The following is a 26,199-nucleotide window of genomic DNA, read 5'->3' as shown; positions in this document are numbered from 1 at the left end:
GCGGCCGGACCGGGTGATCAACGCTGGAACTCGGCGTCGCGGTCGTCTTCGCCGTCGTGCATGTCGAAGGCGAAGCCACCACCGCCACCGGCGACCTTCATCGCGCGTGCCGGTTTGCGGACGGCGGCCGGCTTCTTCGTCTCGCGATCCACAGCCGCCATGTGCGCAGCCTTGGCCCGGAGCTGACCGACGGCGCGGTCGATCGGCTCGACCGCGGCATTCGCCTTGCGTGCCGCGTGCTCGATCCGGAAGAACGAGATGGTGGACTGGAGTTGCTCGGCCTGCGAAGCGAGTTCCTCCGAGGTCGAGGACACCTGCTCGGAGGCGCTGGCGTTCTGCTGGCCGACCTTGTCGAGTTGCTGGATCGCCTGGTTGATCTGCGCCGAACCGACGTCCTGCTCGCGGCAGGCCGCGGTGATCTCCTGCACCAGCTCCGCGGTCTTCTTGATGTCGGGCACGAGCTTGGACAGCATTTGGCCCGCCTCTTGCGCGACCTTGACGCTCTCGGTCGAGAGCGTGCCGATGTCCGCCGCGGCCGCCTGGCTGCGCTCGGCGAGCTTGCGCACCTCTGAGGCGACCACCGCAAAGCCCTTGCCGTGCTCGCCTGCGCGCGCCGCTTCCACCGCCGCGTTGAGCGCGAGCAGGTCGGTCTGGCGCGCGATCTCCTGCACGATCGTGATCTTCTCGGCGATGGTCTGCATCGCCTCGACGGCACGACCGACGGCGATACCGCTGGCCTCGGCGTCCTTGGCCGATTGCGCCGCAATCTTCTCGGTCTGGTTGGCGTTGTCGGCGTTCTGCTTCACGTTGGAGGCCATCTCCTCCATGGAGGAGGAGGCTTCCTCGGCCGAGGAGGCCTGTTCGGTCGCGCCCTGCGAGAGCTGCTCGGCGCTGGCGGACAGCTCCTGGCTGCCGGCCGAGACGTTCTGCGCCGCCGTGATCGCCTCGGTGACGATCTGCCGGAGCTTCTCGACCATCGCGTTCAGCGACCTGACGAGATCTCCGATCTCATCGTTGCTCGCCGAGGGAATGGTCCGGCTGAGATCGCCCTCCGCGACCGCGCCCGCAAGGCCAACAGCCCTTCCGAGCGAACGGCTGATCGAGATGGAGATCCAGAGCGCGGCCCCGATCGCAACCGCCAGCGAGATGCCGATCAGCGTCATCAGCAGGAATTGGGCCTGGTGCCCCTCTGCCTTGGACTGGACCGCCTGCTCGGCCATCTGCTTCTTCGTGTTGACGACGTAGGCGCCCATCGCTTCCATCGCGTCCGCGACGACCTTGCGGCCGTCACCCATCGAGCGCTCCATGGCCTTGGGCTTGTCAGTCTTCGCGAGCCGAAGCGTCTCTTCCTGGTACGTATTCATCTTGGCGTATGCGGCTGCAAAGCTGTCGAGCAGCTTCCTGCCCGCCTCGCTAGCGAGCGCGTAGACCTCATCCCTGGTCTTCGTCGCTTCGTCGCGAAGCCTCGCTGCCTCAGCGGCAAACTGCTCGGCTTGAGATTCCGCTCCAAGAACTGCGTTCTTTTCGGCGCGCAGCTGAAGCAGAATATCCTTTTCGATCTGCGTCGCCTTCTCCATCCGGTTTGCACGCAGGACCATGCTGTCGGCGGTGGTCATCATGTCGCCGAGCTTCATGTAGGCGACGCCGCCCGCGAGCCCGGACAGGACGATGACCAAGCCGAACGCGGTGGCAAGCTTTGCCTTGACGGTAAATCTCATTTTCCAGCCCCTACAGGTCTCGCCCCCGAGACCTCATTTCAATTCAGAATGCGTTCCATGTTGGGAACGATGACGAACTCTTCACGCCACTTCGCGATGAAGCGAATGAACTCCGGCTTCCAGTGCATGCCGACGCGCGGCGTCTGCTGCACGTCGGTCTGCGCGATCTCCGTGACCTCGTAGACCTTGTCGGCCGTGAGGCCGACCAGAACCGGCTCGCCGTCGAGATCGAGCTCGATGACAACGATGCGCGTATCGGCCGAATCATCGAGCTGCGGCATGCCGAAGCGGATGCGCAGGTCGGCGAGCGGAATGACGTTGCCGCGCACGTTGATCACGCTGGGAACGAAGGCGCGCGCCCCCGCCACTTTGGTCACCGGGACGGGATCTATGATCTCGCGCACGAGACCAGCATCGAGTGCAAATTTCTCCTCGCCGAGGCCGATCATCACGACCTGCATTGCGCCGGACTGATCCTCGCCCGCCAAATCCTGGTTCATCACGCCGCCTCGCTGATATGCTGCTTCTCGACCTTCGACTGCGCCAGCGAGACCAGCTGCGCGACGTCGAGGATCAGAGCCGCCGTGCCGTCACCGAGGATCGTCGCGCCGGAGAAGATCGTGACGTCGGAGTGCAGCTTGGAGAGCGACTTGATCACGGTCTGGTGGTTGCCGATGATCTGGTCGGCGACGAGGCCGACGCGGGTCTCGCCCGTGGAGATGATGATCGTCTTCTGGTGCTTGTCGGGCGAACCCGTCGAAGACATGATCTCGCGCAGGCGAAGGAAGGGCACGAGGTTGCCGCGCACATTGAGGAAGTTGCGGCCGCGCGAACGCTCGTCCTCGGCCGTCAGCTCGACGCACTCCTCGACCGCCGGCAGCGGAATGATGTAGCGACCTTCGCCGACGCGGATCAGGAGGCCTTCGATGATCGCGAGCGTCAAAGGCAGGCGCAGCGTCACGGTGGTGCCCTGTCCCGGCCTGGTCGACAGATCGATCGAGCCGCGCATGTTCTCGATGGTACGTTTGACCACGTCCATGCCGACGCCGCGGCCCGACAGCGCCGAGATGGTCTGGGCGGTCGAGAAGCCGGGGTGGAACAGGAATTGATGGATCTCGTGATCGGTCAGCACGGCGCCAGCCGCGATCAGGCCCTGCTCTTCCGCCTTCGCGCGGATGCGCGCGGTGTTGAGGCCGCCGCCATTGTCCTTCACGGTGACCAGCACCTGCGCGCCGGAGTGGACGGCGGCGAGCTCGATGCGGCCCTGCTCGGTCTTGCCATTGGCAGCGCGCGTGGCGTTATCTTCGATGCCGTGGTCGATGGCATTGCGGATGAGGTGCACCAGCGGATCGGCCAGACACTCGATCATGGTCTTGTCGAGCTCGGTATCCTCGCCCGTGGTGACGAATTCGACCGGCTTGGACAGATCGCGCGACAGATCGTGCACGAGGCGGCGGAAGCGGCCGAACAAGGAGCCGATCGGCACCATGCGGGCGCCCATCGTGGTGTCGCGCAATGACGAGGCAAGGCGCTCGATCTCCTCGGCGATCATCTTGATCGAGAGGTCGGAGCCGGACGCGGCGAGCTGGGTCAGCCGCGCCTGGGCGATGACGAGCTCGCCGACGCGATCCATCAGCTCGTCGAGACGTTCGGCCTGGACGCGGACGGTGGCGATGCCGCGCTCTTCGCGCTTGGCTTCGGGTTTCGGCTCCGGCCTCGGTTCAGATTTGGGCTCGCTCTTGGCGACGGGCTGGTCGGCGACCGGCGCGGCGGGAAGCTCGGCCGGGGGCGCAGGCGTCTCGGCCATGGGCGCCGGCTCCTCGTCGAGGAGCTGAAAGAGCGGTGCAGGCGCGGGCGCTTCGACATGCTCGAGCGGCGAGAGGGTGAGCTTCAACTCGTCCTGGACGAACATGAAGACGTCGTCGATCGCGTCCTTGTCGCAGGCCGCGTGCAGCTTGACGTCCCACTTCAGGTAGCAGTCTTCCGGCTCCATCTCGTCGAGGAACGGGATGCCGTCGGTGACGGGCACGACGAAGCAAGGTCCGAGCTTGCAGAGATCTTCCAACAGGTCGAGCGGATTCGAGCCGTTGCGCAGGATGTGGGATTCGAACTCCAGGTAGAGGTGCCAGCCGGCCTGCTTGCTCCCGCCAGGTGCCAGCGGCGGCGCCTCGGCGATCTCCATGACCGCAGCGGCGGGCTGGTCGAACGAGACGAAGCGCTTGAGGTCGTCGAGGATGGCGTCGCCGATGACGTCGTCGGTCGACTGCGGATCCTCGATCAGCGCGCGGATGTAGTCCTTGGCGGCGAGCGCGACCGAGATCAGCTCCTGCGTCGGCTTGATCTCGCCCTTGCGGACACGGTCGAAGGCGGTCTCGAATTCGTGGGTGAAGGAGGCGACCTTGTCGAAGCCGAACATGGCGCCCGAACCCTTGATCGTATGCAGGGCGCGGAAGGCGGAATCGACCAGTTCGCGGTCATCGGGACGCTGGCCGAGGTCGAGCAAGGCCCCTTCGAGAACTTCAAAGAGCTCACTGGCTTCCTGACGAAAGACCTCGGTCGGGTCCATTGCGCTCATGTGCGCACCAACTTGCCGACCACGGCGAGCAACTGCTCGGGCTTGAAGGGCTTGGTGATCCAGCCGGTGGCGCCGGCGCTCTTGGCCTCCTGCTTCACCGTCTCGTTGGATTCGGTGGTCAGGAACACGATGGGCATGCCGATCGCGCTCGGCAGCTTGCGCAGTGCGCGGATCAGCTCCAGCCCGTTCATGACGGGCATGTTGAGGTCGGTGATGACGAGGTCGAGCTTGCCGGCCTGGGCCTTGGCGAGTCCTTGCGCGCCATCGCCGGCCTCGATCACGTTGTGACCGGCCGGCTCGAGCACGACCTTGATCATCTGCCGGATGCTGGGGGAATCGTCGACGGTAAGAATCGTGGCCATCAGGTGCCATCTTTCTTTTGCGGGAAGTGCTGATCGATCATCGCCTCGCTGGCGAAGCCGGCGCGGCGAAGGGTGTTGCGCAGAGACTGAGAGAATGACGTGAGCACCACCGGGCGGCCTTGGGCCTCGCCCGTCTTGGCGGTCGACAGCAGAAGCTGGATCGAAGTCACGTCGGCCTTGTCGACGCTCGAACAGTCGATCTCGAGCCGCTCCTGGCGGCCGAACGCCTCGCGAATGAGCTCATAGACGTTGCGAATGGCCGCGATGCTGCAATCGGCGGGTAACCGCAACGACCACTTCGGCTCCATGGGATTGAGCGCCATCGCTGCACCCGCCTTTGCTAGAATTCCGATACTCGTTTGACGCGAATCGAGTGAGCAAACTCCTAACACGGGCATCCGTACAACTACGGGTGACACTCGCTCGGAATTCGCGCAACCGTGTGCAAGCATGCACAATCTGCCGAGAGACATCGAGACGTGCGCATCCGTGCGGCCGTTTGCTTCGCGTTAAATTCGCTTGGGCTATGGCTGGAGTTCGTGTCTTTGCCAGCGAAGAGAGCCCCGGCCACCGATGCTGACCCAAGCGCTCGTGGTTGATGACAGCCGCTCCGTCCTCAACTTCCTGAAACGTCACATCGAGGCTGAAGGTCTGGTCGAGGCCACCACCTTCCTCGATCCCGTGGAGGCGCTGGCCTGCGCGCAGGAGCGCGCCTTCGATCTGGTGCTGGTCGATTACGAGATGCCGCATATGGACGGCATCGGCTTCATCCGCGCCTTTCGCAGGCTTCCCGGCTGCACCGACATCCCGATCGCGATGATCACCTCGCATCAAACCGATGACGTCAAGATGGAAGCGCTGCAGGCCGGTGCAACCGATTTTCTACCCAAGCAGCCGCAAAGCCTCGAGATGACGGTGCGTCTGCGGAATTTGATTCAGCTTGGTGCAGCCGTGCGCAAGCTCAACGACCGCGCCGCGCATCTGGCCAGCGACGTCGCAGCAGCAACACGAAAGCTCGGCGAGCGCGAGGAGGAGATCATCCTGCGGCTCGCGCTCGCGGTCGAATACCGCGACAACGACACCGGCGAGCACACGCTGCGGGTCGCCAGATACAGCCGCATCATCGCCGACCAGCTCGGCCTGCCGGCCCGGCTCTGCCGCGACATCTACCTGGCCGCTCCCCTGCACGACGTCGGCAAGGTCGCCATTCCCGACAACATTCTGCTCAAGCCGGGCAAGCTCACCGACGAGGAGATGGCCGTGATCCGGACGCATGCGACGATCGGCGAGCGGATCCTGGCCGATTCCAGCTGCGAGCTGATCCGGCTCGGTGCGCAAATTGCCGCAGGACATCACGAGCGCTGGGACGGCGCGGGCTACCCGAACGGCCTCAAGGCGGACGAAATCCCGGTCGCCGCGCGCGTGGTTGCGGTTGCCGATGTCTTCGATGCCCTGACGACGCGGCGGCCGTATAAGGAGCCGATGCCGCTCGAGGCGGCGCGCAATTACCTGGCTGAGAACGCGGGGCGGCAGTTCGATCCAGCCTGCGTTGAGGCCTTCCTGTCGCGCTGGGACGAGGTGGTCGAGATCGCCGCCGGCCAGCGGACGACTCCTTTTCAGTGGACCGAGGCCCCTCTCGCTCCGTCGCGGTGAGTGCGGCGGAGAGCGGTTCGACCGAGGGCCGTTCGGCCGGGGCCGCCCCGACCGCGTGACCTGATCAACTGGCCAACAGCTTGTTGCGGCTCCATTTTTTCTCTAGTCGCCGGTTTGAACCTGTTCCTGCTAGAGTGGTACCAACAACTAAGAGTGATTTTGGTCACACTTGCTTCGGGCACCCTGCTGTAAGCATCGAACCGGGACGGGCCGATAGAGCATCGTCGAATTGGATGAGACTTCCCATGAAAAGCCTGATCGGCGCCTTGGTCGGCGCGTTCTGCCTTGCCGCCCCCGCTTTGGCGCAGACTCCTGCCGCGATCGTCGAGGACGTTCAAGGCAAGGTCGACGGCATCGCGTTCATGGACTATGTGGCGCCGGGCAAGATCATCAAGCTCGGACCGAAGGCCAGCATCACGCTCAGCTACCTCAGATCGTGTGAGCGCGAGACGATCAGCGAGGGCGTCGTTCTGGTCGGCACAGAGCAGAGCATCGTACAGCTGGGCGAGGTCAAGCGGGAGAAGGTGCCCTGCGATACCAATGCGGCAAAACTGTCGGAGCGCCAGGCGAACCAGAGTGCCGCAACGTCCTTCCGCAGCGTGGGGCCGGACGCCAAGAGCACCCCGTCCAAGCTGCCGACGCTCTACGGTGTCGCACCACTGGTGCAGGCGAGGAGCGGGAGCACTCTGGTGATCGAACGCACCGACGGCAAGGAGCCCACGATCACCGTGCCGCTCAGGAACGAAACCATGGTCGGCGGCAAGTTCTATGACTTCGCCAAGGCCGGGAAATCGTTGACCCCGGGCGGCAGCTATCTCGCCATTCTCGGCACCAAGCGCTACGCCTTCCAGATCGACGCCAGCGCCACGTCATCGCCGACGCCGATCGTCGGCCGCCTGCTGCGGCTCGAATAGGCGGCTCCGCGAAGGCGCGATGCGGCGGATCGGCAGGCGGGACATCGTTGCGACGATCCTGATTGCGCTCCTTGCGGGCGCGGTCTTCACGTCACCGCCGCTTCAGGCGCTGCAAGCTCTCTCCCTCGACATCCTCACGGCGCTGCGCGGCAAGATCATTGGCGATCGCCGTGATCCCGCCACCTCGCCCGTCGTCGTGGTGGCGATCGACGGAGAGACCTATGACACCCAGCCTTTCAAGGGATCGCCGACGCAGACCTGGACGCGCGAGATCGGCCGGGTGCTCGGGAGCATCGCCGAGGGCGGGGCCAAGGTAATCGGATTCGACGTCATCTTTCCGAGCTCGATCGAACAATCCGAGATTTCCTTTGGCGACGCGCCGCTCGGCACGCGCATGAAGGGCTTTGACCGGGACTACCTGATAGCCCTGCGGCAGATCTCCGACACCGGCAAGCTGGTGCTCGGCGAAATCCTGAGCAACGACCACCCGGAGAGGCCCTACCGCGCGCAGCAGCTGGCAGTGAAGAACAACATCCGCGCTCTCAACGTCCATACCGACCCCGACGACGTGATCCGGCGGATGCCGCTGAGTTTCTCCATCGATGGCAAGCCGGTGCCCACGATGGCCGTCGAACTCGCCGCGCGGGCACTCGGCGCGAAGCCCGCGATCGGGCCATCCGGCGCGATGGAGCTGTCCGGCTACACGATTCCCAGCGCGGTGCCCAACACGCTGACGCTCAACTTTCGCGGCCTGGGCCGCGACGTCCCGACCTATTCTTTCGCCGACCTGCGCGCTTGCGCCGAGAAGGGCGACCGCGATTTCTTCCGCCGCGCCTTCGACGGGAAGGTGGTATTGCTCGGCACCATCCTCAATTTCGAGGACCGCAAGCTGACCTCGATGCGATTGTCGGGCGGCTATGACGGCTCGCCCGCGCCACGATGCGCCCTGCCCGCCCGCGCCGGCACCGCGCAGCAGGCCCGTAGCGACATCGCGGGTGTGTTCGTGCATGCCGCTGCGGTCCGAAATCTGATCGAGCAAGACGCGGTGACCGAGCCCGGCTTTGCCGCGCGGACCGTTCTCACGATTGCGCTCGCGGCGATCATCGCCTGCGCGGCCTGCATGCTTGCACCTGTCGGCGCGGTGACCGCCTGGCTCGCCGTCATCGCCGTTTACGCAGCCTTCGCCGTCGCTGCGTTCGTGCATGCGCTGGCGCTGCCTCTTGTCGAACCGGCCCTGGCAAGCCTCGCCGCGCTGGCGATGATGATCGGCTACCGATTCGTGCTGGCCGATCGCGACGAGCGCTTCCTCCGCAAGAGCTTCGCTTATTATCTCGCGCCCGAGGTCATCGATACCATGGTGGCGTCCGGCAAGATGCCAGCGCTCGGCGGCGAGATGCGCAACGTCACCATGTTCTTCTCCGATCTCAGCGGCTTCTCCTCGATCGCGGAGACCATCACGCCGGTCGAACTGGTCACGCTGATGAACGAATATCTCTCCGCCATGACCGACATCATCGAAAGCCATGGCGGCTACGTCGACAAATATATCGGCGATTCCATCGTCGCCATGTTCGGCGCGCCGGCCGACGATCCCGCGCACGCGCGCAACGCGGTTCGTGCCGCGCTGAAGTGCCACGAGAAGCTGGCGGAGCTCAATGCCGGCCATCCCGCCTTCGCCGGCCACGGCCTGTCGCATCGCATCGGACTCAACAGCGGCGAAGCCGTGGTCGGCAATATCGGCTCGCGGCGCCGCTTCAATTACACCGTGATGAGCGACACCGTGAACGTCGCCTCGCGGCTCGAGGGCGCCAACAAATATTACGGTACCGCGATCATGGCATCGGAAACCACGATGGCGCAGACCGGCGACACCTTCGCCTGGCGCGAGCTCGATGCGATCAGGGTCCAGGGGCGCGGCGAGGCGATCAGGGTGTTCGAGCCGCTGGCGGAGAAGGACGCCGCGAGCGACGAGCAGGCGAAGGTCGCCGCGGCGTATGCGGAAGGGCTGGCATGCTGGCGGGCAAGGGAGTTTGCGAAAGCGGCTGATGTGTTCGACGGCGTCGCGAAGATCGATCCTGCGTCAGCCCGGTTCGCCAAGCGTGCGCGGGCATTCATCGTAAATCCGCCACCTTCGGATTGGACGTCAGTCAACACGCTGGAAGGAAAGTAATACAGCCAGCCAAGGCGCCGACTTCCCCTCTCCCGCAAGGGGAGAGGGGAATCTATCCTCACGAAAAGCATTGCGATCGGGGAGAACCCCTCATCCGGCGCTTCGCGCCACCTTCTCCCACAGGGGGAGAAGGAAGAAGAGCGACGTCGATATCACCCTAAAACGGCAGCCCCACGTAGTTCTCCGCGAGCAGGCGCTGCGCCGTCTCGGACGAGAGCAGGTAGTCCAGCTCCGTCTGCTGAAGCCGGTCCTCGTATTCGAGCCGGTCGGGAAATCGGTGCAGCAGCATCGTCATCCACCAGGAGAAGCGTTGTGCCTTCCAGATCCGCGCGAGCGCCTTGGCGGAATAGCCTTTGAGACCGGAATCGTCGCCGCTCTGATAATGCGCGAGCAAGGCGTGGTAGAGATAGTAGATGTCGGAAGCGGCACTGTTCAACCCGCGTGCGCCGGTCGGCGGCACGATGTGGGCCGCATCGCCTGCGAGGAACAGCCGGCCATAGCTCATCGGCTCGGCGACGAAGCTGCGCAACGGCGCGATGCTCTTCTCGATCGACGGCCCCGTGATCAGGCGGCCGGCGACCTGCTCCGGCAGGCGGCGCTTCAGCTCGGCCCAGAACGCATCGTCGCTCCAGTCCTCCACCTTGTCGGCGAGCGGCACCTGGATGTAATAGCGGCTGAGCACCTGCGAGCGCAGCGAGCAGAGCGCAAAGCCGCGCTCGTGCTTCACATAGATCAGCTCGGGCGACACCGGCTTGGTGCGCGACAGCACCCCCAACCAGCCGAACGGATAGACCTTCTCATATTCACGCAGAACGTCCTTCGGGATCGACCTGCGGCTGACGCCGTGGAAACCATCGGCGCCGACGATGTAGTCGCAATCGACGCGAACGATGTCGTCGTTCGAGCGATACGTTACGTAGGGACGGTCCGACGTCAGATCGTGCGGCGTCACATCCTCGGCATTGTGCACGACCTTGCCGCCGAGCCGGTCGCGCGCCTCGTAGAGGTCGCGCGTCAACTCGGTCTGGCCGTAGACCAGCACCGAATTGCCGCCGGAATGCTTGTGCAGGTCGATCTTGGAGAGCACACCGTCATGGGCGATCTCGAACCCGCGGTGGATCTCCCCCTCGCGGTCCATCCGCTCGCCGCACTGGGCTTCGCGCATCAGCTTCGCAAAGCCGTGCTCGAGCACGCCGGCACGGATGCGTGCGAGCACGTGATCGCGGCTGTATTTCTCCAGCACGATTGTGTCGATGCCCTTCAGGTGCAGAAGCTGGGACAGCAACAACCCGGACGGCCCACCGCCGATGATACAGACCTGAACTTTCATTTTTGCATCCTCCCGTCGGCACTTTTTTGCAGATCCAGCGCTGCAAACCGATGGAGGGTTTTGCCTTTGTCTTGTACTATTCGAACATGAGAAGCTCAGCCCCTGCCCCGGGGATCCGGGTTTACAATCTGTTCGGCGAGTCCGGCGATCTGCCCGACGTCGTGCATTGCGAGACGATCGCGTCGCGCTCGGTGCTGCACGACTGGACGCTGGCCGTGCATCGCCATGCCCGGCTGCACCAGGTGCTGCTGATCGAGCGCGGCGGCGGCGAGGCGACGCTCGACGGACGCGTGATACCCTTGAGGCCGATGCAGATCGTCAACGTGCCTGTCGGCCACGTCCACGGCTTCCGCTTCGTGCCTGATACCCAGGGCTGGGTGCTGACCATCGCGGCGGAGATTCTGGACGAGGCGCTGCTCGCCGCCGAGGGTCTGCGCGGCCCGCTGTCGCGATCGGCCGTGGTGCGCGGCACGCCGCAGATCCGCGCCACCATGAAGCAGATCTTCGCCGAACACGCCGCCCGCGATTTCGGCCGTGCGCACGTGCTGCGGGCCTTGTCGTCGGCCATGATCGGGCTCGTGGCCCGCGCGCTCACGGGCGAGAGCGGCGGCAACGGCACGGCGGAAAGCGGACTATTCCGTCGCTTCGAGGCGCTGCTCGAACAGCACCATCTGGAGCGCTGGAGCGTCGCGGACTACGCTGGTGCGCTGTCGATCACGCCGACCCATCTCAACCGGATCACGCGGGCGGCGACCGGCGACACCGCCTCGCATCTGATCCTCAACCGGCTGATCCGCGAGGCGCGGCGCAACCTCGTCTACACCAACCTGCCGGTCTCGACGATTGCCTACGCCCTCGGCTTCGACGATCCCGCCTATTTCAGCCGGATCTACGCGGCGGCCACGGGCGTATCGCCGCGCGCGTTTCGTGCGCAGCTGCATGACCGCGAAGGCTGAACCATCGGACGAAAGACCACGCGTGCTGATGGTCGGAGGCCACGCCGCAGTCGCGTTGGTTGCCGGCGCACCCCACTTACCTTCGTATAAGGGGAGCCATCCTTTGGATAGGGGCCCTTTACCTCCGTACAATTGAGCGGCGAATGCGCGCGCCTTAGCGTGACTGTATTCAGCGCCCTGGCGCTGGTGGCATGGAACCTCCCTAACCTCGGCGCAAGGCGGCCCCCCTGTCCGGTCGTCTGCGCCGCCTTTTCGGCAAGCCATCGGCGCCTTCAGTATTTTTCGGCCGACACATCGCGCCATTTCGGCCGGATCGCGTCGTGTCGAACTCGGGATCTGTGCATAATGTCTTCGTTTGGGAAGATCGCGCTCTTTATCGATGGCTCCAATCTCTATGCCACCTCCAAGGCGCTCGGCTTCGACATCGATTACAGGCGGTTGATCAGCGAGTTTCAAGCCCGGGGTACGCTGCTGCGCGCCTTTTACTACACGACCATCGTCGAGGATCAGGAGTTTTCGTCGATCCGCCCGCTGATCGATTGGCTCGACTACAACGGATACACCGTCGTCACCAAGCTCACCAAGGAGTTCGTCGACGCCACCACCGGCCGCCGCAAGGTGAGGGGCAGCATGAATGTCGATCTTGCCGTGAGTGCGATGGAGCTCGCCGAACACGTCGATCAGATCGTACTGTTCTCGGGGGATGGCGACTTTCGGTCGCTGGTCGAGGCCCTGCAACGCCGCGGTGTCCGCGTGACGGTCGTCTCCACACTCTCCACTCAGCCGCCCATGGTCGCCGACGACCTGCGCCGGCAGGCGGACGCGTTCATCGACCTGGCAGACCTGAAACCGAAAGTGGCGCGCGATCCGGTCGACCGGCCGGGATCGCGCGAGGTGCGGCAGCCACCGCAATTCCTCGCGCGCGGATTCATCAATCGGAGCGACCGGGTGGAATGAACCGGGGACGGCCGCTGGCACCTCAGACGTCGAAGAACACCGTCTCCTCCGGCCCCTGCAAATTGATCGTGAAGGAGTACACGACCTTGCCGGCACGCTCGCTGCGCGTTGCGATCAGCGTCTTGCGACGGGTCGGCTGCTCGATCAGGTTGAGCACCGGATCGGCGGCGTTGGCTGCCTCTTCGTCCGAGAAATAGAGCCGCGTGTTGAGGCCGATGTTGATGCCGCGCGCGACGACCCAGACATTGATGTGCGGTGCACATTTGCGGCCCGCCTTGTCGGTGATCGCGCCCGGCTTGATGGTCTCGAAGGTGACGAGGCCGCTCTCGAAGTCGGAACCGGCGCGGCCCCAGCCGCGAAACTCCGGCTCCAGCGCGCCCGCCGAGCGATCGGCCGGATGGTTGTAGCGTCCAGCCGCATTGGCCTGCCAGATCTCCAGCAGCACGTCGCGCAGCGGCGTGCCGGTGCCGTCGAGCACCTTGCCTTCCAGGGTGATGCGTTCACCTGCGGTGTTCGGCGTCACCAGCACGTTGGAGAAGTTCTTCTCGAAGATGTCGAAACCGGCCATCGCCGGGATCAAGCCGATATGGACGTAGGGCCCGGCCGTCTGCGAGGCGGTTTCCTTGAGATAGTTGAGCGGCTGCGGCATGGCTCAGTTCCCCTCGGTACGATTTTCGAAATAGGTGGAGCGCTGGCCGCGCAGGACGATGTCGAAGCGGTAGGCGAGCGAGTCGAAGGGCGACGAGGCGTTGAGGTCGAGCGGCGCGACGAGGCGGTCGAGCGCATCCTTGTCCGGAATCGTCGTCAGGATCGGGCAGACCGGGATCAAGGGATCGCCCTCGAAGTACATCTGCGTGATCAGCCGCTGCGCGAAGCCCGAGCCGAACACCGAGAAGTGGATGTGGGCCGGGCGCCAGCTGTTGACGTAGTTGCGCCAGGGATAAGGACCCGGCTTCACGGTGCGGAAATAGTAGTAACCGGTCTCGTCGGTCAGCGCGCGGCCGCAGCCACCGAAATTCGGGTCGATCGGCGCCAGATAGGTGTCCTTCTTGTGCCGGTAGCGGCCGCCGGCATTGGCCTGCCAGAACTCGACCAGCGTGTTCGCCACGCCGCGGCCGGTCTCGTCCAGCACGCGGCCATGGACGATGATGCGTTCGCCGACGGGATCGCCGTCCTTGGCGTAGTTGCGGATCAGGTCATTGTCGAGCGGGCCGAGATCATTGTGCCCGAACACCGGCCCCGTGATCTCCGAGACCGAGTTCTCCAGCGACAACAGCGCCTGGCGCGGCGAGCGCAGCACCGAGGATTTGTACCCCGGTGCATGCGCCGGCGGATGGATGGAACGGTCACGCTGGAAGAAGCCGCCGTCGCCGAGCGGCGGCGTAAAGGGCTCGGGACGATTGAGGCGGGGATCCCGCAAGGCTGGCGCCTGGGCATTCATCGGCGTTGTCTCTCCCTGTGGCGCCCGGGTCCGGGCGCCCGGCTTGTCGGGGGATCATGGAACGGTCTATTCTCAAGATAAATAGATCGATTATAATGAATTCCATGAAGGAAATCGATCATTTGGCCCTCGACGGCCACGCTCTCGAGCTGTTCCTCGCCGTGCTGGAGGAAGGTTCGGTGACGGCGGCGGCGACACGGCTCGGCCTGACGCAATCGGCGGTCAGCCACGGGCTGAACAAGCTGCGGCGGATTGCCGGCGATCCCCTGTTCGCCAAATCCGGCCGCGGCATCGTCGCCACGGCGCACGCCCAGGCCCTCGCCGCGAAGGCGCGCGCGTTGATCGACGAGATGCGCAGCTTTGCCGGCGGCGTCAGCTTCGCGCCGGCGCAGGCCCAGCTGTCGCTGACGATCGCCGCCAACGACTTCCAGCGCGACCTGCTGCTGCCGCGGTTCTTCGGTCACGTCGCCGAGCAGGTGAAGAGCCTGAACCTGCGCGTGATCCCCTCGCAATCGCCTTCGCCCGCGATGCTGCGCGAAAATCGCTGCGATCTCCTGGTCACGCCCCTGCCGCCGTCCGGCGTCGACATCGTGCAGAAGCGGCTGCTGAGGGATCACTATGTCTGCTATTACGATGCAAAGGCGCGTGCTGCGCCTGCCAGCCGCAACGCCTATCTCGCGGCGCGTCACATCACCGTGGTCTACACCGACAACGAGCGGCTGGACTTCGACCGCCGGCTGGCAGCGAACGGGCTTCACCGCGACATCGCGATCTCCGTGCCGAGCTTTTCCGGCGTGCCGTCCTTCCTGCGCGGCTCGCAGATGCTTGCGAGTATGCCGAGCCTGCTCGCGCCCGGCGTGATGCGCGGTTTCGCGCACACGCAAATTCCATTGGCCTCCCGCACGCGAACGCTGGCCGAGCTGCCGATGTTCATGGTCTGGCACCAGCGCTATCAGAAAGACCCGGCCCATCGCTGGATCAGGAGCCAGCTCGAGACTGTCGCGGCGACGGCCGCCGCCTGAACGACGGGCCCTCCGTCGCAAAACCTGATTCCTGCCAAACCCACTGGTTGCGCAAGGGGAGCCACGCTAAAATCCCCCCATGACAGTGACCGACATTGCGAGCCGGACCTACAATCACAGCTGGCGGCTGGATCCCATCATCCGCAGCCTGCTGGATACCGACTTCTACAAGCTATTGATGTTGCAGATGATTCGGGAAGACTATCCGAATCAGCAGGTGACCTTCTCGGTCATCAACCGCTCGCGCCATGTGCGGCTCGCCGAGATCATCGACGAGGGCGAGCTGCGCGCCCAGCTTGATCACGCCCGCACCATCCGCTTCAGCAAGAAAGAGCTGATCTGGCTTGCCGGTAATACCTTCTACGGCAAGACCCACATGTTCTCGGCGGACTTCATCCGCTGGCTGGCGGAATTCCGCCTGCCCGAATACGAGCTGCGGAAGGTCGACGGCCAGTACGAGCTGCATTTCCACGGCCCCTGGACCCACACCACGATGTGGGAGATTCCGGCGCTCGCCATCCTCAACGAGCTGCGCTCCCGTGCGGCGATCAAGGGCCGCGGCCGCTTCGAGCTCGACGTGCTCTATGCCCGCGCCAAGGCCAAGCTCTGGACCAAGGTGGAGCGTCTTCGCAAGCTGGAAAATCTGCGCCTGTCCGACTTCGGCACCCGCCGCCGTCACGGCTTCCTCTGGCAGCGCTGGTGCGTCGAGGCGGTGAAGGAAGGCCTGGGCTCGTCCTTCATCGGGACGTCCAACGTGCTGCTCGCGATGGACAACGATCTCGAGGCGATCGGTACCAACGCGCATGAGCTGCCGATGGTCGCGGCCGCGCTCGCCAGGGATGACGAGGAATTGCGCTGGGCGCCCTACCGCATTCTCGACCAGTGGCGCCAGACCTATGGCGGCAATCTCCTGATCGCACTTCCCGACGCCTTCGGCACCAAGGCCTTCCTGCGCGATGCGCCGGAATGGGTCGCCGACTGGACCGGCTTCCGCCCCGACAGCGCGCCGCCGATCCAGGCCGGCGAGGAGATCATCGCCTGGTGGGACAAGAAGGGCCGCAACCCCAGGGACAAGCTGCTCGTCTTTTCCGACGCGATGGACGTCGGCTCGATCGAGGAGACCTATCACCACTTCACCGGGCGCGTGCGGCTCTCCTTCGGCTGGGGCACCAACCTCACCAACGACTTCGTCGGCTGCACGCCGGACGGCTCGTTCAACCTCGATCCGATCTCGCTGGTCTGCAAGGTCTCGTCGGTCGACGGTCATCCGGCCGTCAAGCTCTCCGACAATCCGGAGAAGGCGACCGGCCTTCCCTCTGAGATCGAGCGTTACCTGCGCGTGTTCGGCGACGCGGGCCGCGTGCGCAAGCCGGTGCTGGTCTAGCCGATCTCCCCTTGATCGGGTGAATCGCGCACGACGAATGCGCTGCATTGGCTCGCCGGTGCCGCGCCGGTCCCGGTTCGCCGGCATTTGAAGCGATTTGCGGGCACCTGCTTCACGACGGCTTCACCCTGCGACGGAGTCCTCCGCACCATTCAGGTCGAGTTAAGCAACCATCCCGTCTACTTGGCGTTGCAGGCGCAACGCTCCGTTGGGATCGTTGATCGACTTGGGGAATAAGGTGTTTCGCAGAACAGCGACGTCGGTGGAGGGACACTGCTTCCTTCACGTCATCAAGCTCGTCTCGCCTTTCGTGATGGTCGTCGTGCTCCAGGCGGCGATCGCGGGATTCAGCCTCGAGGTGATGTCTTCGGTCCGCGCCTATGTCGCGGGCGAAGCGCTATGGTCGCGCTCGCAGAAGAATGCCGTCTACTTCCTCAATCGCTACCTGCATTCGGGCGAGGCCAGCCAGTTCGCGCAGTACCAGGCCGCGCTCGCCGTTCCCATCGGGGACGAGTTCGCGCGCTGGGCGCTCGAACGCGATCCGGTCGACGTCGAGGCCGCCCGTATCGGCTTCCTCCAGGGCGGCAACCATCCCGATGACGTACCGGGACTGATCTGGCTGTTTCGCTACTTCAACCGCGTCAGCTTCCTCCAGGACGCGATCCGCGAATGGGCGGCCACAGATCCCATGCTGCTGGAGCTGAGCGTGTTCGGCGAGTTGATCCGCTCCGAGCTGGAGAACGGTCCCATTCAAGACGGCCGCCTGCAATTCCTGTCGTCGCGGCTCTCGGAGCTCAATACCCAGTTCACGGTGCATGCCACGCGGTTCTCCGCCGTCCTCAGCGAAGGCTCCCGCACCATCAAGGTGACGCTGACTTGCATCAACATCGTCACCGCCGCGGCGCTGATCCTGCTTCTGATCTGGCATACGCGGCGGCTGGTGCTGCAACGACAGGCGTTCGAAAACGCCCTGCATGCCGAGACACAGCGCCTGGCCTGGCAGGCTTCGCACGACTGGCTGACCGGCCTGTCGAACCGTCGCGCCTTCGAGGCGCGCCTGCAAAGCGAGCTGGACAATGCCGCGGCGGGTCCGCTCGGCCTGATCCTGCTCGACCTCGACCAGTTCAAGAGCGTCAACGATAGCTGTGGCCACCTTGCCGGCGACCGTCTGCTCCGCGATGTCTCGCGCCTCCTGCAACAGGGCCGGCACGCGCATGATCTGGTGGCCCGGCTCGGCGGCGACGAATTCGCCCTGATCCTGCCGCAATGCTCGCCCTTCGATGCCGTCGACATCGCCGAGCGTCTGCGCAGATCGCTCGAGCTGCTCAGTTTCGCCTGGGACGATCGTTGCTTTGTGGTGACCGCCAGCATCGGAGTGACCTGCATCGTCGACCGCAACATCACGCTCGAGGATGCGATGCGGCGCGCGGATGCTGCCTGCTATCGCGCCAAGGAAAAGGGACGCAACCGCGTTCAGGTCGAGAGCGGAAGCCCGGGCGCCGTCGCCGTCGCAACCCGCCAGCGCGAAGCTGCGCGCGCCTGACGCGGCTCGCAGCTGTCAGCGCTGGGGCAGAATCCCGAGCCCTCTGAGATGCACGTCGAGGAATTGTTCGATCTGCTGGCGCAGCATCTGCGGCGGCACGGCCACCATGCGCTCCTCGAGGCCGAGCGAGATGATGCCATGCACCGCGGAAAACAGCGTGCGCGACAGCAGCGCGATCTTCACGTCATCCGCATCCGGCAATAGCCGCACCAAGGGTGGATGCATCAGCGCAAAGGCATCCATCACCATCTGAAGGATGTCGTCCGGATAAGGTCGATCGTCCTCCATCCGATGCTCGAACAAGGAGCGCAGCAGATTGGCGTGTCCTGCAAAGAAATCGAGATAGGTCTCGGCAAGCCCATAGAGCTGGCGAACCGGATCCTCGGCGGGAACGCCCCGCAGCCGCGCCGTGAGCGCCTGAACCGTCTCCCGATTGACGGTCAGGATGACCCCGTCGAAGTCGCCGAACTCGTTATAGACGCTGCCGACCGAACAGCCGACAGCCTCGGCAACGTCCCGAACCTTCAACGATCTCAGCCCTTTAGCTGCGATAATGCCGCGGGCGATCTCCAGGATCTGGCGCCGCCGCCGGTTTTTTTTCTGGTCGCGCAGCGATTCTTCTTGAACATTGTTCATTTTCAAGCTACTCATATGAACATTGTTCAATTTAACTCGGAGACCTGCGAAATGCAAACCCTCGCTGTTGATATCGCCGTCACCTTCGTCGATGACGCCACGGCTCTCGTGACCGGCCTCGGCCGGGCCGCCCTCAAGGTCGTGATGGCGCCGATCGATCGCATCGCCAATGCCTGCGACATTGCCGGCGTGCTCGCCGAGCGCCGCGCGACCTTCCGGATGTGGCGGACGAACCGCGCCCGAGCCCGCCACGAGCGGCGCCGGTTCAGCCTGCTCGGTCGCTTCTCGCCGTTTCGGCACCTCGCCCATCTCACCTGAGACGCAGCCGGCACGCCCCGATCGGTTCGAATGCAAGAGCCGGTTACAATGTTGGACTCACCATGCCCCGACATGCGCGCCGGATGGCGCGGCCCTCGGCGATGCGGTTCAGCTTTTCCTCATCGCCCGGCGCGATATCCGTGGAGCTGCGGCCTTCCTGCCGGAGCCTGATACGCCGCGACCGAAGTCATTTGCGAACCTAACGACGCCAATCGGAGACCAACAGGATCGGAAGGAGCGACGGCGCAAAGCAAGCCGGGACGATCGTCCTCACCTCGCAATTTGCCCATTGCTTATCTCTGGTCCCGACGCCCCACCGACAGCGTAACACCCCCAAGATGCGTTTCCAAAACAGGACTGGTCATGATCAGGGAATTGATGTCGTCACGCCGCTTCGCGCCGCTGTTCTGGGCGCAGTTCTTCTCGGCGCTCAATGACAATGTGCTCAAGAACGCACTCGTCATCATCCTGCTTTACAGTGCAGCGACCGGCCACGGCGATGCCCTGGTGACGGTCGCAGGCGCCGTCTTCATCTTCCCCTATTTCATCCTGTCGGGGCTCGGCGGCCAGCTCGCCGACAAATACGTCAAATCCGTCGTCGCAAGGCGGCTCAAATTCGCCGAGATCTTCGCCGCCGGCTTTGCCGCTGCCGGCTTCTTTCTGCATTCGGTGCCGCTGCTGTTCGCAGCGCTGGCGCTGTTCGGCGTCATCGCCGCCCTGTTTGGCCCGGTGAAATACGCCATGCTGCCGGACCAGCTCGAGCTCGGCGAGCTCGCGACCGGCAACGCCCTGGTCGAAGGCGCCACCTTCATGGCCATCCTGCTCGGCACCGTCGCCGGCGGCCAGTTCGTGGCCGGCTCCGCGCATATGGGCTGGGTCGCCTCGGCCGTTGTCGTACTGGCCCTGCTGTCCTGGGCCTTCGCCGCCCGCATTCCCGCGACCACGCCCTCAGCGCCCGATCTGCCCGTCGACGCCAATCCCTGGACCTCTACGGTCAGCCTGCTCAGGACGCTGCACGCCGATCACCGCCTGTGGGACGGTACCGTGATCGTCTCCTGGTTCTGGCTGGTCGGCGCCATCGTGCTGTCGCTGCTGCCGGCGCTGATCAAGGAGGTCGTCGGCGGCACCGAGGGCGTGGTGACGCTGTGCCTTGCGATCTTCGCGATCGGCATCGCCATCGGCTCGCTGTTCGCCGCAAGCCTCAGCCACGTTCGCCCCAACCTTGCGCTAGTGCCGATCGGCGCCATCATCATGGGATGTGCCGGCCTCGATCTCGCCTGGGCCATCGGCGTGACCGCCAAGGCTCAGGACGTCACCGCGGCCGGTTTCGCGACCTCGTTCGCGGGCCTGCGCATGCTGGTCGACTTCGTCGCCTTCGCCTTCGGCGGCGGCCTGTTCGTCGTGCCGTCCTTCGCCGCGGTCCAGGCCTGGTCGGCGCCGTCCGAGCGCGCCCGGATCATCGCCGCCGGCAACGTGCTGCAGGCAGCCTTCATGGTCGTGGGCTCGCTGTTCGTCGCGCTGTTGCAGGCCGCCGGTCTCCATATCGGCTGGATCTTCTTCGGCCTCGGCGTCGCCAGCTTCGGCGCGATGTGGTTCGTCCTGACCAAGTGGGGCAAAGAAGGCGTGCGCGATGCCGGCGGGCTTCTATTCCGCGCCCTGTTCCGCACCGAGATCCGCGGGCTCGAAAACCTGCCGCCTCCGGGCACGCGCATGCTGATCGCGCCCAATCATGTCAGCCTGATCGACGGCCCGCTGCTGCACGCCGTGCTGCCGATCGACGCCAGCTTCGCGGTGGATACCGGCATCGCCAGGGCCTGGTGGGCCAAGCCGTTCCTGCGCGTCGTCAAGCACTACACCATGGATCCGACCAAGCCGCTGGCCGCACGCGACCTGATCAAGCTCGTCGCCGCCGGCGAGCCGGTTGTGATCTTCCCGGAAGGACGCATCACCGTCTCCGGCTCACTGATGAAGGTCTATGACGGCACCGCGATGATCGCGGACAAGGCCGACGCCGTGGTCGTGCCGGTTCGCATCGAAGGCGCGCAGCGCTCCTATCTCAGCTATCTCAACAGCAGCCAGATCAAGCGGTCGTGGTTTCCGCGCGTGACAGTCACCATCCTTCCGCCGGTCAAGCTGCCGGTCGACGAAACGCTCAAGGGCAAGGCGCGCCGCAATGCCGCCGGCGCCGCGCTCCAGGACGTGATGATCGACGCGCTCGTAAAGAACGCCATGCTCGATCACACCCTGTTCGAAGCACTCGGACACGCCTATCGCGACCGCGACACCGGCAAGGTCATCATCGAGGACGCGCTCGGCACCAAGCTGACCTATCGCAAGCTGATCCTCGGCGCGCAGGTCCTGAGCCGCAAGCTGGAGAACGGCACCGCAATCGGCGAGAATGTCGGCGTGCTGCTGCCGAATTCGGCCGGCGTCGCCGTCGTCTTCATGGCGCTGCAGAACAGCGGCCGGGTGCCGGCGATGCTCAACTTCTCGGCCGGCCCGGTCAACGTGCTCGCCGCCATGAAAGCCGCGCAGGTCAAGACCGTGCTGACGTCGAAGGCGTTCATCGAGAAGGGCAAGCTCGACAAGCTGATGGCCGCGATTTCGGCCGAGGCGCGCGTGGTCTATCTCGAGGACGTCCGCGCCTCGATCGGTGCCGTCGACAAGATCAAGGGCCTGCTCGCCGGCACCGCGCCGCGGGTGTCCCGCCAGGCCAACGATCCGGCCGTCGTGTTGTTCACCTCGGGCTCGGAAGGCACGCCGAAGGGCGTTGTGCTGTCCCACCGCAACATCCTCGCCAATGCGGCGCAGGCGCTGGCGCGCGTCGACGCCAACGCCAACGACAAGGTGTTCAACGTGCTGCCGGTGTTCCACTCCTTCGGGTTGACCGGCGGAATGATGATGCCGATGCTGGCGGGCATCCCGATCTATATGTATCCGTCGCCGCTGCACTACCGGATCGTGCCCGAGCTGATCTATCAGACCGGCGCCACGATCCTGTTCGGCACCGACACGTTTCTCACCGGCTATGCGCGCTCGGCGCACCCTTACGACTTCCGGACCCTGCGCCTCGTCATCGCCGGCGCCGAGGCGGTCAAGGACCGCACGCGGCAGGTGTTCATGGAGCGCTACGGCATCCGAATCCTCGAAGGCTATGGCGTCACCGAGACCGCGCCGGTGCTGGCGATGAACACGCCAATGGCCAACCGTCCCGGCACCGTCGGCCGCCTGTCGCCGCTGATGGAAAGCCGCCTCGATCCGGTCCCCGGCATCGAGGAAGGCGGCCGCCTCTCCGTGCGCGGGCCGAATGTGATGCTCGGCTACTTGCGGGCCGAAAATCCCGGCGTGCTCGAAAAGCTTCCCGAGGGCTGGCACGATACCGGCGACATCGTGGCGATCGACGCCGCCGGCTTCCTCACCATCAAGGGCCGCGCCAAGCGCTTCGCCAAGATCGCAGGCGAAATGGTCTCGCTGTCGGCGGTCGAAGCCATCGCAACGGCGCTGTGGCCGCAGGCGGCCTCCGTCGCAGTGTCGATCCCGGACCAGCGTAAGGGCGAGCGCATCGTCTTGCTGACGACGCAGAGGAACGCCGAGCGTAGCGCGATGCAGGCCCAGGCCAAGGCGATCGGCGCGTCAGAGCTGACGGTGCCTGCCACGATCATGGTGGTCGACAAGGTGCCGCTGCTCGGCACCGGCAAGACCGACTATGTCACGGCAACGACGATGGCCCGCGAGCAAGCGTCCTCGCCCGAGCGCGACGTAGCGTAACCCGGCTCGTTCACCTCTCCCGCTTGCGGGAGAGGTCGCGCCGAAGGCGCGGGTGGCTTTCTCCTCTTGGGGATTGTCCCACTGCGGAGCGACCCTCTCCCCGACCCTCTCCCGCAAGCGGGAGAGGGAGCGATCACGCTGCGGTCCGCCGTTCCTGCGCATAGCGCACCAGCGCGGCAAAGCGATAGATGCCATGCACGAACTTGCCGTAGGGCATGGTGATGAACAGCGCGAACACCGCGCCGAGATGCAGCGCGAGCAGCGGCCCCATCGCGCCGGTCTCGCGCATGACCAGCAGCAACATTCCCGTGAGGCCGGTCAGGAACAGCATGGCGATGAAGCCGACATCCATGCCGTAACGGCTCTCGTCAAGCAATGCCGGATCGCGGCGCATCTTGGCCGTGAACAGGCCGATCGGGCCAATGATCAGTCCGATGCCGCCGAGCGTGCCCAGCACCACGGGCAGGTCCCACCACGGATATGGTGCCTCGCGCCCGAGCAGATAGTGATAGAGCGTTGCCACCGACGTCGCGGCGAAGCACAGCAGGAAGCCGTAGAAGGTCAGGTGGTGATAGAATTCGCGCCGGTCGGTGGGCTTGTCGTCCTCGTTGTAGCAGCCGACGCCGCCGCCATGGAGATAGCGCAGCTCGCCGGCATCGCGGATCGCCTGAAAGATCGAACCGCCGTCGGCACGGTTGCCAATGGGTGCGCCGATGTCGCGCCAGAAGGCGCGCACGCACATGATCAGCGCGAGAACGGCATAGAGGAATGCGGCGCTGAACAAGGCGGCCATCGCATTGTGTGGCATCAGCTTGTAGAAGGCGCCTGGCCCGGTGTGCACGCCGAACAGCACACTGCGATCGTTGAGCGCAGCGAAGCCGAGGATGAAGGCGGCCATGCTGAGCGCGGCGATGACGCTGATGACGAGCCCGTTGCGCGCGAACGCACCGGACAGCGCCTGCGGCCAGGCATAGGCCGCGTAGGATTCCGCGCGCGCGACCGCGAGCGTCTTGGGGACGTTGACGTTGAACTCGTGCGGCGGCGAGAACTGGCAGTCGACGTAGCAGGCGCCGCAGCCATGGCAGAGATTGGCGAGATAGTTGAGGTCGCCGTCGGAGAAGGCGCGGCGCATCTCCATGGCCGGAAACACCGCGCACAAGCCCTCGCAATAGCGACAGGAATTGCAGACCGTCATCAGACGGTCGGCTTCGTCCAAAATCCTAGTTCCGTGCATGTCTTGCCGCTTCCCGTCCCGCGATCCGCCCGAACACGCTGCCGATGGTCATCCCCATGCCGGCGGCATAGCCCTTGCCGAGCACGTTGCCGGCCATGATCTCGCCGGCCGCGAACATGTTGCCTGACGGCTTGCCGCCCTTCATCAGCATCCGCGCCTCCTTGTTCACGCGCGTGCCGAGATAGGTGAAGGTGATGCCGGGCCGGACCGGATAGGCGAGATAGGGCGGTGTCTCGATCCGGCGCGCCCAGTGCGTCTTCGGCGGCGTGATGCCTTCGGTACGGCAGTCGTCCAGGATGGTATGGTCGAAGGTGCCTGATAGCACCGCGGCGTTGAACTCGGTGATGGTCTTCTCCAGCGCGGCCGGATCGAGCTCGAGCTTACCGGCGAGCTCCGCCACCGTCTGTCCGGCGATCGGCGGAAACAGCGTCGGCATGAAAGAGGTGACCACGGTGGAATCGAAGATGATGTAGGCGATCTGGTCGGGCTGCGCCGCAACCAGCCGGCCCCAGATCGCATAGCGCTTCGGCCAGATGTCCTCGCCCTCGTCGTAGAAGCGCTGCGCGTGCCTGTTGACGACGATGCCGAACACGACCGAGTCGTGCCGCGTGATGATGCCGCCGTCGAATTTCGGCGCACGGGCGTCGATCGCGACCGCGTGGCACTGGGTGGGATCGCCCACCTCCTGCACGCCCTTGTCGAGCAGCATCTTCAGGACCGAGCCACGATTATAGGGCGTGCCGCGGATCAGGAAATTGTCGGCGGCCTCGCCCCAATATTGCTTCAGCCATTCGATGTTGGCCTCGAATCCGCCCGCGGCGGCCACCAGCGAGGTCGCGCGGATCTCGGTCTCGCCCTTGATCGGCCGCTTGAGGCAGGCAGCGAGGAACATGCCGTCCTCGATCACGAGGTCGGTGACCTCGGCGTCGTATTCGACCTCGACGCCGAGCCGTTCGGCGGTGAGATAGAGCGCGTTGAGCATCGCGCGGCCCCCGCCGAGAAAGAAGGAGTTGGTGCGGCCGAGGCTCAGCGTGCCGCCGAGCGAAGGCTGCCAGCGCACACCCTGCTCCACGATCCAGTTCAGGATGTCCTTGGATTCGTGGATCATGTGGCGCGCCAGCACCTCGTCGGTCTGCCCGCCGGTGACGCGCAGCAGGTCCTCCCAGAACTCATCTTCCGTATAGGGACCGGTCAGGATTTCGGTCGCCGCGTCGTGGGCGCAACGCATGTTGCGGGTGTGACGGGTATTGCCGCCGCGATAGAACTTTGGCGCCCCCTCAAGCACCAGCACCGAGGCGCCGCCGCGCCTGGCGCTGATCGCTGCACACAGCGCCGCATTGCCGCCGCCGATCACCAGCACGTCGTATTTGCTGCTCATGCCGTCTGCCCGATGGCACCCGAGACTAGAGATTTTCTGTCCGTCAGCGGCATGCTCGACCACTTCCACCATTGCGCACGTTTGTATACAAAGATATACATCGGGCGTGCAAGCGGCGTCTCTGCATGGGCAGGATGCGCATCGAGGGATAATGGCCAGACGCCCGGCAAGGACAGGCGGGTCGATTTCGCGCAGCGCCGGCGTTGCGCTGGGCGAAGCCGTATTCCGCTCTCTGTGCGAGGCGCTCCAGGCCGGCAGCTACCGCGCGGGCGACCGCCTGCGCGAGGAGGAAGTCGCCCAGCGGCTCAAGGTCAGCCGCACTCCGGTTCGCGAAGCGCTGGGCCGCCTCGCGGCACGCGGCTTCGTCGAGCCTGCCGGCGGCCGCGGGCTGATCGTCCGCAATCTCGACATTTCCGAGGTGCTCGAGCTCTACGCCATGCGCGAGATCATGGAAGGTGCCGCGGCGCGCCTCGCCGCCGAGCACGCCTCAACGACGGAGATCGAGGCGCTCCGAGACATCGAGCAGGCTTTTGTCGAGGCGTCCGGAACCGACACCGCGGAGATGGCGCGGCTCAACCGCGCCTTCCACGAGTCGATCTGCCGCGCCGCGCGCAACCGCTATCTCGACAACGCTTCGCGCGAATTGCAGGACTGGATCGCCCTGCTCGGCCCGACCACCTTCACCGTATCGGGCCGCCCCTCGACCAGTCACGGCGAGCATCAGGCCATGATCGAGGCCATTGCCGCACGCGACGGCGACAAGGCGGAAAAGCTGGCACGCGCGCATATCCGGGAAGCGCTGCGCTGCCGGCTGAAATTGTTGCAGAAGCAATAGGCCGC

At 65.1% G+C, this 26,199-nt stretch carries 22 protein-coding genes; 11 read left to right on the top strand and 11 right to left on the bottom strand.

Annotated features, from left to right (window positions below):
* Positions 1 to 17 precede the first annotated feature (17 nt).
* Genes FJV43_RS24645 through FJV43_RS24625 form a run of 5 tightly spaced genes read right to left on the bottom strand, consistent with a single transcriptional unit; the run spans position 18 to position 4,978 of the window.
* Positions 18 to 1,718: a methyl-accepting chemotaxis protein gene (locus tag FJV43_RS24645; protein ID WP_239621680.1), complete on the bottom strand. Its 1,701-nt coding sequence runs from the start codon at positions 1,716 to 1,718 to the stop codon at positions 18 to 20.
* A 38-nt stretch (positions 1,719 to 1,756) separates the two neighbouring features.
* Positions 1,757 to 2,218, bottom strand: coding sequence for a chemotaxis protein CheW (locus FJV43_RS24640; protein WP_239621679.1), 462 nt, complete (start codon positions 2,216 to 2,218; stop codon positions 1,757 to 1,759).
* Complete coding sequence (locus FJV43_RS24635) at positions 2,218 to 4,293, bottom strand: chemotaxis protein CheA (RefSeq protein ID WP_239621678.1); 2,076 nt, start codon at positions 4,291 to 4,293, stop codon at positions 2,218 to 2,220. Before FJV43_RS24635 ends, FJV43_RS24640 begins: the two co-directional genes overlap by 1 nt.
* Positions 4,290 to 4,655 (bottom strand): response regulator, encoded by a 366-nt coding sequence (locus FJV43_RS24630; protein ID WP_239621677.1) that lies wholly within the window; start codon positions 4,653 to 4,655, stop codon positions 4,290 to 4,292. Before FJV43_RS24630 ends, FJV43_RS24635 begins: the two co-directional genes overlap by 4 nt.
* Entirely contained in the window at positions 4,655 to 4,978 is a 324-nt protein-coding gene (locus tag FJV43_RS24625; protein WP_239621676.1) for an STAS domain-containing protein, read from the bottom strand. Before FJV43_RS24625 ends, FJV43_RS24630 begins: the two co-directional genes overlap by 1 nt.
* Before the next feature lie 250 nt (positions 4,979 to 5,228).
* Between FJV43_RS24625 and FJV43_RS24620 the strand changes: the two genes are divergently transcribed.
* From FJV43_RS24620 to FJV43_RS24610, 3 genes are all read left to right on the top strand, one after another.
* Positions 5,229 to 6,308, top strand: coding sequence for an HD domain-containing phosphohydrolase (locus tag FJV43_RS24620; RefSeq protein WP_239621675.1), 1,080 nt, complete (start codon positions 5,229 to 5,231; stop codon positions 6,306 to 6,308).
* Between the two features lie 245 nt (positions 6,309 to 6,553).
* Positions 6,554 to 7,222: a hypothetical protein gene (locus FJV43_RS24615; protein ID WP_239621674.1), complete on the top strand. Its 669-nt coding sequence runs from the start codon at positions 6,554 to 6,556 to the stop codon at positions 7,220 to 7,222.
* A 19-nt stretch (positions 7,223 to 7,241) separates the two neighbouring features.
* Positions 7,242 to 9,392, top strand: coding sequence for an adenylate/guanylate cyclase domain-containing protein (locus FJV43_RS24610; RefSeq protein WP_239621673.1), 2,151 nt, complete (start codon positions 7,242 to 7,244; stop codon positions 9,390 to 9,392).
* 157 nt (positions 9,393 to 9,549) lie between these two features.
* Here FJV43_RS24610 and pobA read toward each other — a convergent pair whose 3' ends face one another.
* Positions 9,550 to 10,722 (bottom strand): 4-hydroxybenzoate 3-monooxygenase, encoded by a 1,173-nt coding sequence (gene pobA / locus FJV43_RS24605; RefSeq protein WP_239621672.1) that lies wholly within the window; start codon positions 10,720 to 10,722, stop codon positions 9,550 to 9,552.
* A 50-nt stretch (positions 10,723 to 10,772) separates the two neighbouring features.
* Between pobA and FJV43_RS24600 the strand changes: the two genes are divergently transcribed.
* Together FJV43_RS24600 and FJV43_RS24595 are read left to right on the top strand one after the other, a co-directional pair.
* Positions 10,773 to 11,678, top strand: a complete 906-nt coding sequence (locus FJV43_RS24600; protein WP_239621671.1) for a helix-turn-helix domain-containing protein — start codon at positions 10,773 to 10,775, stop codon at positions 11,676 to 11,678.
* A 345-nt stretch (positions 11,679 to 12,023) separates the two neighbouring features.
* Positions 12,024 to 12,635 carry an NYN domain-containing protein gene (locus tag FJV43_RS24595; protein ID WP_239629588.1) on the top strand — a complete coding sequence of 204 codons (612 nt, stop codon included), beginning with the start codon at positions 12,024 to 12,026 and terminating at the stop codon, positions 12,633 to 12,635.
* A 22-nt stretch (positions 12,636 to 12,657) separates the two neighbouring features.
* Here the strand turns inward: FJV43_RS24595 and pcaG are convergent, their stop codons facing one another.
* Both pcaG and pcaH read right to left on the bottom strand, forming a co-directional pair.
* Positions 12,658 to 13,284: a protocatechuate 3,4-dioxygenase subunit alpha gene (pcaG, locus tag FJV43_RS24590; RefSeq protein WP_239621670.1), complete on the bottom strand. Its 627-nt coding sequence runs from the start codon at positions 13,282 to 13,284 to the stop codon at positions 12,658 to 12,660.
* Positions 13,285 to 13,287: 3 nt separating this feature from the next.
* Positions 13,288 to 14,076, bottom strand: a complete 789-nt coding sequence (gene pcaH / locus FJV43_RS24585; protein WP_239621669.1) for a protocatechuate 3,4-dioxygenase subunit beta — start codon at positions 14,074 to 14,076, stop codon at positions 13,288 to 13,290.
* Between the two features lie 95 nt (positions 14,077 to 14,171).
* Between pcaH and FJV43_RS24580 the strand changes: the two genes are divergently transcribed.
* The 3 genes from FJV43_RS24580 to FJV43_RS24570 all read left to right on the top strand — a co-directional run bounded on the left by FJV43_RS24580 (position 14,172) and on the right by FJV43_RS24570 (position 18,025).
* Positions 14,172 to 15,098: a LysR family transcriptional regulator gene (locus FJV43_RS24580; RefSeq protein WP_239621668.1), complete on the top strand. Its 927-nt coding sequence runs from the start codon at positions 14,172 to 14,174 to the stop codon at positions 15,096 to 15,098.
* Between the two features lie 79 nt (positions 15,099 to 15,177).
* Positions 15,178 to 16,482, top strand: a complete 1,305-nt coding sequence (pncB, locus tag FJV43_RS24575) for a nicotinate phosphoribosyltransferase (protein WP_239621667.1) — start codon at positions 15,178 to 15,180, stop codon at positions 16,480 to 16,482.
* Between the two features lie 238 nt (positions 16,483 to 16,720).
* Complete coding sequence (locus FJV43_RS24570; protein ID WP_239621666.1) at positions 16,721 to 18,025, top strand: GGDEF domain-containing protein; 1,305 nt, start codon at positions 16,721 to 16,723, stop codon at positions 18,023 to 18,025.
* A 15-nt stretch (positions 18,026 to 18,040) separates the two neighbouring features.
* Here FJV43_RS24570 and FJV43_RS24565 read toward each other — a convergent pair whose 3' ends face one another.
* Positions 18,041 to 18,661, bottom strand: a complete 621-nt coding sequence (locus FJV43_RS24565; protein ID WP_239629586.1) for a TetR/AcrR family transcriptional regulator — start codon at positions 18,659 to 18,661, stop codon at positions 18,041 to 18,043.
* Positions 18,662 to 18,712: 51 nt separating this feature from the next.
* Between FJV43_RS24565 and FJV43_RS37255 the strand changes: the two genes are divergently transcribed.
* Positions 18,713 to 18,979, top strand: coding sequence for a hypothetical protein (locus tag FJV43_RS37255; RefSeq protein ID WP_345946099.1), 267 nt, complete (start codon positions 18,713 to 18,715; stop codon positions 18,977 to 18,979).
* A 363-nt stretch (positions 18,980 to 19,342) separates the two neighbouring features.
* Positions 19,343 to 22,747: an acyl-[ACP]--phospholipid O-acyltransferase gene (locus FJV43_RS24560; protein ID WP_239621665.1), complete on the top strand. Its 3,405-nt coding sequence runs from the start codon at positions 19,343 to 19,345 to the stop codon at positions 22,745 to 22,747.
* A 133-nt stretch (positions 22,748 to 22,880) separates the two neighbouring features.
* Here FJV43_RS24560 and tcuB read toward each other — a convergent pair whose 3' ends face one another.
* Together tcuB and tcuA are read right to left on the bottom strand one after the other, a co-directional pair.
* The gene (gene tcuB, locus FJV43_RS24555) at positions 22,881 to 23,981 is read right to left on the bottom strand and encodes a tricarballylate utilization 4Fe-4S protein TcuB (protein WP_239621664.1); all 1,101 of its coding nucleotides are present in this window, start codon (positions 23,979 to 23,981) and stop codon (positions 22,881 to 22,883) included.
* Complete coding sequence (gene tcuA / locus FJV43_RS24550; protein ID WP_239621663.1) at positions 23,968 to 25,359, bottom strand: FAD-dependent tricarballylate dehydrogenase TcuA; 1,392 nt, start codon at positions 25,357 to 25,359, stop codon at positions 23,968 to 23,970. Before tcuA ends, tcuB begins: the two co-directional genes overlap by 14 nt.
* A gap of 151 nt (positions 25,360 to 25,510) precedes the next feature.
* Here tcuA and FJV43_RS24545 point away from each other — a divergent pair, with 151 nt between their 5' ends.
* Positions 25,511 to 26,194, top strand: a complete 684-nt coding sequence (locus FJV43_RS24545) for a GntR family transcriptional regulator (protein ID WP_239621662.1) — start codon at positions 25,511 to 25,513, stop codon at positions 26,192 to 26,194.
* The last annotated feature ends 5 nt before the right edge of the window (positions 26,195 to 26,199 follow it).

The organism is Bradyrhizobium sp. I71 (genome assembly GCF_022354745.1).
Classification (GTDB): Bacteria; Pseudomonadota; Alphaproteobacteria; order Rhizobiales; family Xanthobacteraceae; genus Bradyrhizobium; species Bradyrhizobium liaoningense.
The sequence above is the reverse complement of the archived record's forward strand: the minus strand, read 5'-3'. Positions and strand labels throughout refer to the sequence as shown.